This is a genomic window from Streptobacillus notomytis, from assembly GCF_001902585.1.
GTDB classification, from domain to species: Bacteria; Fusobacteriota; Fusobacteriia; order Fusobacteriales; family Leptotrichiaceae; genus Streptobacillus; species Streptobacillus notomytis.
The window spans coordinates 1-12,969 of record NZ_LKKV01000013.1; the positions used below are offsets into that span (position 1 = coordinate 1).

General features: G+C 27.2%; 8 protein-coding genes and 1 pseudogene. 8 read left to right on the top strand and 1 reads right to left on the bottom strand.

Annotated elements, in window-relative coordinates; translation table 11 throughout:
* Positions 1 to 25: 25 nt before the first annotated feature.
* From BUE91_RS00495 to BUE91_RS00530, 8 genes are all read left to right on the top strand, one after another.
* Positions 26 to 2,113 carry an ATP-binding protein gene (locus BUE91_RS00495; RefSeq protein ID WP_073507598.1) on the top strand — a complete coding sequence of 696 codons (2,088 nt, stop codon included), beginning with the start codon at positions 26 to 28 and terminating at the stop codon, positions 2,111 to 2,113.
* 616 nt (positions 2,114 to 2,729) lie between these two features.
* Positions 2,730 to 3,647 (top strand): HamA C-terminal domain-containing protein, encoded by a 918-nt coding sequence (locus tag BUE91_RS00500; protein WP_073507599.1) that lies wholly within the window; start codon positions 2,730 to 2,732, stop codon positions 3,645 to 3,647.
* Entirely contained in the window at positions 3,647 to 6,244 is a 2,598-nt protein-coding gene (locus BUE91_RS00505) for a DEAD/DEAH box helicase (RefSeq protein WP_073507600.1), read from the top strand. The genes BUE91_RS00500 and BUE91_RS00505 overlap by 1 nt, the downstream gene beginning before the upstream one ends.
* A gap of 362 nt (positions 6,245 to 6,606) precedes the next feature.
* On the top strand, positions 6,607 to 7,581 hold the full coding sequence (locus BUE91_RS00510) for an ABC transporter permease (protein WP_066899619.1): 975 nt from the start codon (positions 6,607 to 6,609) through the stop codon (positions 7,579 to 7,581).
* Positions 7,581 to 8,546, top strand: coding sequence for an ABC transporter permease (locus BUE91_RS00515; RefSeq protein WP_066899617.1), 966 nt, complete (start codon positions 7,581 to 7,583; stop codon positions 8,544 to 8,546). The genes BUE91_RS00510 and BUE91_RS00515 overlap by 1 nt, the downstream gene beginning before the upstream one ends.
* Before the next feature lie 9 nt (positions 8,547 to 8,555).
* Complete coding sequence (locus BUE91_RS00520; protein ID WP_073507601.1) at positions 8,556 to 9,671, top strand: ABC transporter ATP-binding protein; 1,116 nt, start codon at positions 8,556 to 8,558, stop codon at positions 9,669 to 9,671.
* The gene (locus BUE91_RS00525; RefSeq protein WP_073507602.1) at positions 9,658 to 10,569 is read left to right on the top strand and encodes an ABC transporter ATP-binding protein; all 912 of its coding nucleotides are present in this window, start codon (positions 9,658 to 9,660) and stop codon (positions 10,567 to 10,569) included. Before BUE91_RS00520 ends, BUE91_RS00525 begins: the two co-directional genes overlap by 14 nt.
* A gap of 12 nt (positions 10,570 to 10,581) precedes the next feature.
* On the top strand, positions 10,582 to 12,177 hold the full coding sequence (locus tag BUE91_RS00530) for a peptide ABC transporter substrate-binding protein (protein ID WP_073507603.1): 1,596 nt from the start codon (positions 10,582 to 10,584) through the stop codon (positions 12,175 to 12,177).
* Positions 12,178 to 12,213: 36 nt separating this feature from the next.
* Here BUE91_RS00530 and BUE91_RS06865 read toward each other — a convergent pair.
* A pseudogene (locus BUE91_RS06865) lies at positions 12,214 to 12,921 on the bottom strand (IS3 family transposase); the annotation flags it as partial.
* Positions 12,922 to 12,969: the final 48 nt, after the last annotated feature.

A 12,969-nucleotide genomic window follows, 5' to 3' on the forward strand; every position in this document is an offset into this window, starting at 1 on the left:
AATATTCATAAAGTAGGAGGCAATAATGAGATTATCAGTATCTGGGAAAATAATTAAGGAAATTTCAGAAAAGATTCCGAGTACGACTTATGCAATAGTTGAATTGATAAAAAATTCATATGAAGCAATGGCTAGCAATGTGGAAATTAATGTCTACGATAATATGCTTGAAATTCTCGATGATGGAGAAGGAATGGATTTAGATGATATTAATGCATTGCTTATTGTTAGTCATAGTAATAAAGAATACGGGGTAGTTAAAAATGGTAGAATAATTTCAGGTGAAAAGGGACTGGGATTTTTTTCTGTCTTTAAATTTGGAAGTAAGATTACCGTACAAACTTCAAAACAGAAGTATGATTATAATTTTTCTATAGACATGAATGAAATTGAGTGTTTAAAAGATATTCATGATTCTAATGTTGATATTGCTAAAAGTCCAAGTATTGATTTAAAAAAACATGGTACAAAAGTAACTATAGAAAATTTAAATTCAGAAACTATAGAACTTTTTAGAAAAATATTAAATAATTCATCAGATTTTTTGAAATTACAAAATTCTATAATTGATAAAAACTTTAAAATTAAAATTAATAAATTATACAAAAACTCAGAAGAAATACAATCAGATATTAGTAACTCACTAGTTAAGGATAAAATCATTGCAAAAGCATGTTTTGAAAGCAAAACACACAGAGTAAATGACACGTTTTATTATAGAATTTGTATAAATGATTTATGGTATGATATTGATATTGATGAGAAATATAATCATTTATTAGCTAATAATAATTTTGAAATGAAATTTGAGATAGATTATTTTAAATTTAATAGTGGCGAATTAAAGAAAGTTTCTGATTATTATAAAGATCAAAAATTGAAAAAAATTACGCCCTTAGTCTATTTTAATAATGTATATTTTAGTAATGACTTATATGATGTTGAAATCAATGCATCTAGTAGCTCAAAAAAAGTAATACGGCAACAAGTTGGCATTATTAATATTTTCTTAATGAAAAAAGGTATTTTAGATTTTAATTCAGACAGAACTATGTTAATAGAATCTAAAAATCAACTTTTATTACAAGAGTTGCTGAATTTTATATCTTCTTCTTCTCAAATTAAGATAAAAGAGATTGAAGATTTGGAAAAACAGCAGAAACCTAAGAATAGAACAGTTAAAATGATTAAAGATGACTCATTAAAAGATAATGGAATTGATGATTCTAATATTGAAAAAATATATTATCAAGATAAACTTGAAGAAACATTTGATTCAATGAAACTTGGTAACTGGAAAATTGTGCATAATAACGGGGATGTAACGAATATAAGTGTTATAGATTACCCAGATGCAAAAATGCGTTTTCTATTAAGTGAATTAGAGATTGCCAAGGAGTACAAATTAGACGAGATCTTAGAAGCTACAGATTGTAAAGGAACTCAACAAATAAAACCACAACATATAGATATTCAGCCAGCAAAGAATATTTCTTTTGATTCAAAAAATGAGAAACTTATTGTAATGAGTCCATCAGATATTGTCTTTAAAATTAAATTTATTGATAAAATATCGAGTAAAGAATTTGATTTTAATCAAACAATTCCTTGTGTTAAAAAAACAGTTGATATAAAGACTAATAAAACAGGATTTATACATCCCTTTATTTCGTTAAATAAAACTGCTGTATTGGATAATGACTTAGTAAATTTTATAAATGAATTTAATAAAGTTTATGATAATGATAGCTGTAAACTGTTGAGAGTAGCATCTGTAAGAACATTGTTAGAAGTAATTTGTTGTGAAATTTTGGATTTACTTAAAGAAAACAAGAGTGAATATTTGAAAGAAAATTTTAAAAAGATATTCTCTGAAGATAGCATTAAGAATAATTTGTTTTCTAAATTAACGGATGATAGAGATAAGAGAGCGGTAACTAGCATATATGATACAAATAAGCAGAGTTTAATAACAGGTGACTTTGTAGATAAATATAACTATTCAACTCATGGATTGACCCGTATTGTTAATGAGGAATTTTATAAAGGGGATCAACCGATATTTAATTTACTTTACTCTTACTTATTGTTTGTAGCTCAAGATAAGATGTAATTATTTTATCTATCTGTGCTTGCAATATGCTTGCAAAAAATCGGATAAACAGAAATAAACTGGATAATAAGGCTAGATATGATAACAAAAATATTGATTTGATGCTATTTACACAAAAGGATGTCAATGGACATATCGAGTGGGAATAGTTAAAAAAATCTTAAAGTTTTGTGTTTGTATGTTTTAGAAACGTATCACCTAAAGAGTAATTCTGATGTGTACCATCTTTACTGTATAAAGTAGTATAGCTATGAATTCAAAAAAGAATGTGTACAGTTATATAAATAAGGGAAATGGGCAGATACATCTAAGAAAATCAATGTAGAGATAAAATTAATTCTAATAAGTTATGGGAAAATTTTGAAGAAAAATTTACTAAATTTAATTATTTATTTGTTTTATCTTTATTCATTGGTGGATTTAATAAAAATTTGCAAAATATTGCGGATGGAACTTGTAAATGGCGGAGATAAAGATGTTGAAAATTTTTTTGTTTTGCTGAATAACTTAAATCTGGGAGACTATCATATAAGGATTCATTCAGTAAATATATAAATGATGAAATGAAGATGAGTATGAGTGTATAAGTAGTATATGTGTTGAAGGAGGAATATAAGTGAAGTTAAATCCAAACTCTAAAAATGTAATAAAGCAATTTAAACATATTAAGCATTTATATATATCTGGAAATAAAGATGATGGATTTTTAGATTTATTTTTACTTCCTATTAATGCAAGGAATTTTGATTATAATTCTGTTTCTGACAATCTAATGGAATCAGTTGCAGATTATGCTTTATCATGGAAGATTAGAGATAAATATAAAGATAAGGCAATGACTCTTAGTAAGAAAGCAAGAGAAAAATTTAAGGAAGCTGCAAAAAATGATGGGGAGCTAGGAGAATTATTGTTGTTTTGTTTTTTGGAGGGGCATTTAGATGCTCCTAAGATATTAACAAAACTAGGACTAAAAACATCTAATCAGCTTTATGTAAATGGGGCAGATGGAGTGCATTTGAAGAAACTCTCAGATAAAAAATATCAACTGATTTTTGGTGAGTCTAAGACTTATGATGATTTGAATCGTGCATTTGATAATGCTTTTAAATCAATTGGTGAGTTTGTTAATGAAGTAAATACAAAAGGCAATGATAAAAGTGGTATAAACTTTGAAAAGGGATTAATATCTAGCAATATAGAGTCGGATATTTTTGAAAAAGATGAGGAAGAAATTTTGAATGTGCTTTTATATCCAGAAGAAAAAGGAAACTGCAAATTTTCTTTAGATGATGCTTTTTCAATATTCATTGGCTACGAGATAGACATAAAAGATGAGCAACAGAAATGCTCAAATGATGAATTTCCTATTAAAATAGAGGGGAAAATTGCAAATCAGATAGAGGCTTATAAAGATAATGTTTATAAATTAATTCAAAGATATAGTTTATTAGGATACACCTTTTATGTATTTATAATGCCTTTTACTAACATTGACGATAATAGGAAAAAGATATTGAAAAAGGTGCTTGAATAATGAATGTAATGCAGAGAATGTCTAATAGGGCATATGAAGATCCGTATTTAAGGAGTTTAATTCATAAATTAGAAATCGATTACTGTAGAAAATTTTATACGAACTCAAGTCAGTTAATGCTAAATGAAAAAGAGATCTTACACTTATTACGATTTTCGGATATTTTATGTAGATCTGAAGAAAGTATGCATAGAAATTTATCTCTAAAAATAATAAGTTTACTGTTGGAATTAGAAGATTTTAGTACATCAGAATATTTTCGGATTATTGCTGCTAATACATTGGTCAAGTTAGGAAATTTCCCATCATTACCAATTATTGATAGTGATGGAAAGTATTTAAAGGTTGATGAAATTAGAAATGATTATATTCTAAAAGAATTAATGCAAGCATCTCCATTAGGAAAGCCATTTACAGATGCACAATATAATGTGTTTGAAGAAATGAAGAAAAGAAATCATTATAGCTTTTCTGGTAGCACATCTTTTGGTAAATCGTTCATTTTTGAGGCGTTTACAAAATATATAATAAAAGAACATAACAAAACCGATAATATTGCATTTATTGTTCCAACTAAAGCACTTATAAATCAAGTTGGGAATAGGTTAAAAGAGATTGTAGATGAGTTTGGATATAAGGTTATTACTACACCAGTTATTCCTAAAGTTTTTTTAAATCAGGATAATAAATATATTTTTATATTTACAGCTGAGAGATTAATCTTATATTTTACAGATAAAAATAATCCCCAAATGGACTATATTTTTGTGGATGAAGCTCATAAATTGCTTAGTAAAAAGGATACGAGAACACCATTACTTTATCATGCATTAGTGTTAGCCAAGAGGAAAAGTGTTAATATATATTTTGCATCTCCTAACATACCTAATGCGGATGTTTTTTTAGAGATGATAAATAATAGCACTGAAGAAAGCATGTCTATAATAGAATCGCCAGTTACTCAAAATAGATTTTTTATTGATACCATAGAGAATAAGTCTTTCATGATATCAGATTATGGAGATGATATAGTTTTTCCTAAATTTGATTTCAAGGAGAACGATGTAATTGGTAATTTGCAATTGGTTTTAAAATTATTTTCTGAAGATAGACAAAGTATTATTTATTGTAATACAGTAGATAAGACTATTCAAACGGCTATCAATTTTGCAGATAGACTCTCTGAAATTGATTCTGAGGAAATAGATGAAGTGATAAAACTTATAGATGAAAGGATTCATCATCAGTATTATTTAAAAAAATGTTTAAATAAGGGTATTGCATATCATTTTGGTGGGATACCTGAAGAAATAAAGTTGAGAATTGAAAATTTATATAAACAAGGATTAATAAAATTTTTGTTTTGTACATCAACATTGTTAGAGGGAGTAAATTTACCAGCTAAAAATATTTTTATTTTAAGTGAAAAAATAGGGAATGGTAAAATGAGCAATATTGATTTTTGGAATTTAGCAGGAAGAGCGGGTAGATTAAGAAAAGATATTTCTGGAAATATCTTTTGTGTTAACTTGTATAATCAAAAAGGATATTGGAAAGCTTCAAAAAATGTTAGCATACTCAGAACAAAAGATATATATGAAATTAAACCACAAATACTATCGAAACAAAATGAGAATTTATATAAGAATATAAGTAATTATTTTGAACAAAAGAGTTATAGTAATAAAAATCTAAGTAGTGAAAAAAAGAAAATTATAGAGATGTATGGAAATATTTTGCTTTTTCACGATTCAATAAATAATGATTCTATTTTAAAAGATAAATTCGTTGATAGTGACAAAAATTCTGTATTTTTATTAAAGAAAACAAGAAATTCATTAAAAGTAGCACCAGAAATTTTGGCAACTAGTATAGATATAAATATTGCAACTCAGAATAAAATAGCAATTAGCGATGTTCCTAATTTACCAAATTCTACAAATAGAGAAGATTGTCTTACAGTTCTTAATATACTCTATGAGCAATATGAATGGTCTAAAACTGAATCTAGGGGTATAAATCCGATGATTAGACATGAAAATCAGCTTAAATATTATGCGACATTGATGGAATCATGGATTAACACAAAACCTTTGAAGGTGCTTATACAAAGAACTATTGATTATTTTTATAATGATGGAAATGAAAGAAATCTTTATATTAGACAAGAAGGAAAGTTAAATCCTGTTAAATTTGATAAAGAAAATGAATTTCACATAAATAAATTAATTAATGATGTTGTGAGCGACATAGAAAACATTTTGAGATTTAAGATTAAAAACTATGTTTCTAATTATCAAGCATTATTAAAAAATAAAGAGAATTTAAATGTTAATGTGGTTGATTGGGAAAGTTATATTGAATATGGAACGACTGATAATAAAACAATTGAAATACAGAATTTGGGGTTCCCAAGAAATATTTCAATTTTCCTAAGAGATAAATATTTAGATGCATTTGAAAAGAATAACATGGGTATAATTTGTAATGTTAATGAAATTTATTTAAAAAATAATATCGACAGAGATAAATATAAGTTTGAGTATGAAGAATTAGCATTATTTATGAATTGGATAACGGAGAAAGAAGAAAAATAGCTTCTCTCTCTATTTCTTATACATTTCTAAATAACTGTTATCGAAGATAACATTAGATTTTTGAAAGAGAATAGATATATAGCTTCTAACAAGATAGACTTTGGAAAGTTAAGGAATAATTTTGTGCTTGTAATATGCTTGTTAAAAGTCTGATTAACAGAAATAAATTAGATAATGTATACTGACCCCCAAAAGTTGGACTTAAAAATCCGATTTTAAGGAGGTCAGTTTATTTTTACCTCTTTTTAAACATATATTTAATATATCGAAACATTTAATATTTATATATACCAAACATTGACAAACACTAAAAATAATAATATACTCCTAGATAAATAAATTTGAATGTGAGGAACAAAAACATGAGCAACATTTTTAAGTATGTAGTTAAAAGAATATTTACAGGTTTGATTACATTGTGGATGGTAACAACGATAACTTTTTTTCTTTTACATAAATTACCAGGAGATCCTTTTGAAAGTGAAAAAGCAATTCCACCACAGATTAAAGCAAGTCTTATGAAAATGTATGATTTAGATAAACCTTTAAGTGTACAGTACGCTAAGTACTTAAAAAATATTTCTAAAGGAGATTTGGGGCTATCTATGAAAGAGAGAGGGAGAACTGTTAATTCAATTATTAAAAGATCATTTCCAATCTCAGCAGATTTAGGAATAAGATCAGTATTATTCGGATTAATATTTGGTATTCCTTTAGGAATAGCTGCAGCATTAAAAAGAGGGAAGAAAGCAGATCATTTATCTATGATAATAGCTATTATTGGAATATCAGTACCAAGCTTTGTAATTGCAGGAGCATTACAACTTTATGCAGTAGAAATTCATAAAGGTATACTAATAGATAAATTAGGTCTTCCTTTAGGTAAAATATTTTTAACGGGTTGGGATATGCCTTCTAAGAAAATATTACCAGTTATAGCTCTTGGATTTTTTTCTGTAGCTGAAGTTGCAAGACTTATGAGAAGTAAAATGATAGAAATTATGGAACAAGACTATATTAAACTTGCAATAGCAAAAGGAGTTTCTCCAACAAATGTGGTATTTAGACATGCTTTAAGAAATGCAATATTACCAATAATAACAGTTGTATCTCCTTCTATTGCAGCGATATTAACAGGATCCTTTGTTATAGAAACAATGTTTTCTATAGGTGGTCTTGGTAAATACTATATAGGTTCTATAATAGATAGAGACTATACTATGATTTTAGGGGTTACAGTATTTTATTCAGCATTTTTAATATTTATGATGATAATAATGGATGTAGCTTATGCTTTAGTAGATCCAAAAATTAAATTAGGTAAGGGGGAAAAATAATGAAAAATTTACATGGTGCAAATTATGATAGAGAAAATTATGTTGCAAATCCAGAAGATTTTGTTTATGTAGGACCTGATATTTACAAAAATGAGAGTATAAATAAACCTAGTTTAACTTATTGGAAAGATTCATGGAGAAGATTTAAAAAAAATAAATTGGCACTATTTTTTTTAGGAGTGTTATCAATCTATTTGCTTATAGGAATATTTGGTCAGTTAATATCAAAGTATTCATATTTTGAACAAAATAGTTCTGATAGATTTTTAGGGATAATTGATGGTTTTTTAAAAGGACATTATTTAGGTACAGATTCATTGGGTAGAGATATTTTTGCAAGAGTATCGCAGGGGATTAGGGTATCTATGGAACTTTCTATAATAGTTGCTACAATATGTGTGATTATAGGAACTATATATGGAGCTACAGCTGCATATTTTGGAGGAAAGATAGATAGCATAATGGTAAGAATTGTTGAAATAATAATGTCTATCCCCTCTATTATATACATAATACTTTTAATGGTAGTGCTTGGTAATAGTGTTAAAACAATAATAATGGCACTTTGTGCAACTAGGTGGTTAAATTATGCCTTGTTAGTTAGAGGAGAGGTATTGAAAATAAAAGAAAATGAATATGTTCTTGCTTCAAGAGCATTAGGAGCAAATTTTTGGCACATAATAAGAAAACATTTAATACCTAATACATTAAGTATAATAATAGTTAGACTTACTATGGATATTCCATCAATAATATTTTCAGAAGCTTTTTTAAGCTTTATAGGGTTAGGGGTACCTATACCACAAGCATCTCTTGGAAATTTAGTTGCAGATGGTTTTAAAGAAATAAATACACATGTATATTTATTCTTAATTCCAGCTTTAGTAATTTCGTTGATTACATTGTCATTTAATATTATTGGAGATGCTATGAGTGATGCACTAAATCCAAAACTTAGAGATTAGGAGGGACAAATGAGTTTATTAGAAATAAAGAATTTAAGTGTTTCTTTTAACACTTATGCAGGTGAGGTAAAAGCTTTAAGAGACATTAGTTTTACAGTAGATAGAGGGGAAACTCTTGCAATAGTTGGAGAATCTGGAAGTGGAAAATCTGTTACAGTACAAAGTATAATGAAATTAATACCTACACCTCCAGGAGAGTATAAAAGTGGGGAAATAATATTTGATGGTGTAGACCTTTTAAAGCTTAGTGAAAAAGAAATGAGGAAATATAGGGGTGGAAGAATAGGTATGATATTTCAAGATCCTATGACATCACTTAATCCAGTAATAAAAATAGGTCATCAAATTATGGAAGGAATATTAATACATAAAAAAGTAACTAAAAAAGAAGCGAAGAAAATGGCTATAGATATGCTTGCTAAAGTTGGTATTCCAAAACCAGAAGAAAGATTTGAGCAATATCCACATCAATTTTCAGGTGGTATGAGACAAAGAGTAGTAATAGCAATAGCTTTAGCGTGTGAGCCAGATTTATTAATTTGCGATGAGCCGACTACAGCACTTGATGTTACTATACAGGCTCAAATATTAGATTTAATAAATAAACTTAAAAAGGAATTAAATATAGGAGTAATATTAATAACTCATGATTTAGGAGTAGTAGCAGAAACTTCAGATAGGGTAATAGTTATGTATGCAGGAGAAAAAATGGAAGAAGCTCATGTTAAAACAATATTTAAAAATCCAAAACATCCATATACTTGGGGATTGTTAAAATCACTACCAAGGCTTGATATGGATTCAAATGAAGCCTTATTTTCAATACCTGGAACACCACCAGATTTACTTGATCCTCCTAAAGGAGATCCTTTTGCATCAAGATCAGATTTTGCTATGAAAATTGATTATGAAAAGAAACCACCTTTAGTAGATTTAGGTAACGGCCATTATGTTAAATCATGGATATATGTAGATGGTGCTCCTGATATGAAATTTAATCCAGATGGGACTATAAAAATAACACCAGTTGAAGGTAAGCCATATATTGTAGATACAATTAAAAGTAAAAGTGGACTAAAATTTGCTAATATTATAGAAAGTGAGGATAAAAATGATAGTAATTAGACATTTAAAAAAATATTTTCCTCTTTCTAAAACTGAAGTATTAAAAGCAGTAGATGATATTAGCATAGGTATTAAAAAGGGAGAGATACTATCTTTAGTTGGTGAATCAGGAAGTGGTAAAACAACTTTTGGTAGAACAATAGCTAAGCTATATGATAAGACATTTGGAAATGTATATATAGATGGTAAGGAAATATCAGAATATAAAAATTTAGAATTTACTAAAAAAGTTCAAATGATATTCCAAGATCCCCAGGCTTCTCTTAATCCAAGAATGACAGTAGGAGAAATAATATCTGAGGGTATGATAATACATAAAATGTATAAAAATAAAGTAGAAATTCAAGAAAAAATTTATGAATTATTAGAGCTAGTAGGACTTTCAAAAGAGCATGCAAGCAGATTTCCACATGAATTTAGTGGAGGACAGAGGCAGAGAATAGGCATAGCAAGAGCTTTAGCTGTAGAACCTGAAATATTAATATGTGATGAACCTATTTCAGCACTTGATGTATCTATACAAGCTCAAATAGTTAATTTATTAAAAAACTTACAAAAAAAGAAAAATCTAACTATGATATTTATAGCTCATGATCTTTCTATGGTTAAATATATTTCAGATAGAGTAGCAGTAATGTTTAGGGGTAAGATAGTAGAATTGGGATATCCTGATGAGGTATATAATAATCCAGTTCATATATACACTAAATCTTTGTTATCAGCAGTTCCAGTTCCAGATCCTGAATATGTTAAGAAGGATAGGATAGAGATGGATGAAAATTATTTAAAATCACCTATAGGAACATATGATGAGATAGATAAAATTGTTGAAAATTCAGGATTGATTGAATATAGAAAAGAACATTATGTAGAAAAAGATTTTTTAATAATAAAATAAAGGAGGATAAAAATGAAGAAAATATTATTTGTATTAATGTCAGTATTTATGTTCTTTAGTTGTGGAACAAGTAATACTAATTCTAATGAAAATGTTATAACATATAATTTAGAGCATGAAGGAATTTCACTTGATCCACAGATATTAACAGATTCAAGTGGGATGAATATACATGGATTAGTAAGTGAAGGATTAACATACACTTTAGCTAGTGGAAAAGTTAAGCCAGCACTTGCAGAAAGTTGGGAAGTTAGTGAAGATGGCCTTACATGGACTTTTAAATTAAGAGATAATATTAAATGGTCAAATGGTGAAGAAATTACGGCAGATGATTTTGTATTTGGTTGGGAAAGAGCTCTAGATCCTAATACTGCTTCAGAATATTCATATATACTATTTCCTATTAAAAATGCAGAAAAATATACACTAGGAGAAGTTAAATTTGATGAAGTAGGAGTTAAGGCTTTAGATGATAAAACGTTAGAAGTTAAGCTTGAAAACGTTACCTCTTATTTTGATTCATTAGTTTCATTTGTTACATATATGCCAGCAAATAGAAAATTTGTTGAAGAAAAAGGAGAAGAATATGGTCTTGAGCCAGAGACATTACTTTATTCAGGACCATATAAGATTGTGAAATGGGATCATAATACACAAATTAAACTTGAGAGAAATGAATACTACTATGATTCTGATTCAAGAAAAATTGATGGGTTTGTAATTAAATTTATAGCTGATAGTACAGCAGCATTAAATGCATTTAAAAATGGAGAAATAGATATAGTTAGTATAACTACTGAACAATTACAAGAGTTTAAAGATGATACAAGACTTAGAAAAGATGTTATTGCAAGAACATATTATTTACCATTTAATATGGGTAGAGAAATATTTAAAAATCAAAAGATTAGAGAAGCGATATCTTTAGCTATAGATAAAGAGGGCTTAATAGAGACAGTATTTAATAACTCTAAAGAAGCAAGTTATACTTTTACTCCTAAAAATTCAGGAATGATAGGAATAAAAGAAGATTTTGTTAAAGAACTTGGTAAGACTTTCAAAAAATATGATTCTAAAAGAGCTAAAGATTTATTTGAAGAAGGTAAAAAAGAAATGGGTATAACTGATTTCCCAGTTATAACTTTAGTTGCTAATGATGGAAGATCAAATAAAAAAGTAGTTGAAAAAATTCAAGAGGATTTAAGAGTTAATTTAGGATTAGAATTGAATGTTGAGATGGTTACATTTAAAGAAAGATTAAATAGAATGAAATCTAAAGAATTTGATATTTTATTAACAGGTTGGGGAGCAGATTATCAAGATCCTGTAACTTTCCTTGATTTATTAATGACAAATAATGGAAATAATACATCCGGTTATTCTTCTGCTGAATATGATAATTTAATTATCTCAGCTTTAAAGACAATAAATAGAGAAAAAAGAATGAATTATCTATTTGAGGCAGAAAGATTAATTGCTAGAGATGTTCCTGTTATTCCTTTATTCCAAGATACTAAACTTCATTTAATCAATGATAAGGTTAAAGGAGTAGAAATTGGAGCATTTGGAATAGATGTACACTTTAATAATGCAGAAAAATTAAAATAGATAATGTACTGACCTCAAAAGTTGTACAAATTTAATTTAACATACTAATAAGGATTGATTTCTGTGAGAAGCAGGAGTTAATCCTTTTAATTTTTCCTTTATTCTATTATTGTTGTAATAATATATTTAATCTTCTATTGCTTTTTCTAATTCTTCCAATGTTTTGTATTTTTCTTCTTGTTTATAAAATATTTTTGATTTTAATAATCCAAAAAAACATTTCATTAATCCATTATCTAAACTATTTACTTTTCTTGATATTAATAATTCTGATACTGTTATCCTTGATCACTATGAAATATCGTATGAAACTATGTATATCCCATAAGCATTTAATATTTATTTGGAGCTGTTGTTTCAAAATTTCTTTTAATATGATTATCAGCTATCTTACCTACTTGTCCTTTATATGAAGAATATTTTTTTTATGATTAATATTAAAAGCTTGATTTTTTAATTCTAATGTTACTCTTTGAAAGGATATTTAGCTCTAAGTTCTGCTATTACTTTTTCTTCTTTTTTAGATCCTTTTCTTTAACTAGAGCTAAGTATTCATTCTCAGTTTTTAGATAAATTATTTCATCTTCTAATTGTTTAATCCTATCTACAACATGATACCAGTTTAAAAGTCAACCATATAAAGATTAGCCCAATATCAATAGAAACCTGTCTTATAGATGCTCTATTAATCAAAACTTTATTAATTACTTGTAATTTAAATTCTTTTGAATAAATTTTATTTTTATCTTTTCTTGTTAATTTATTTATGAAAAAACTGCACCTCCAATCTTG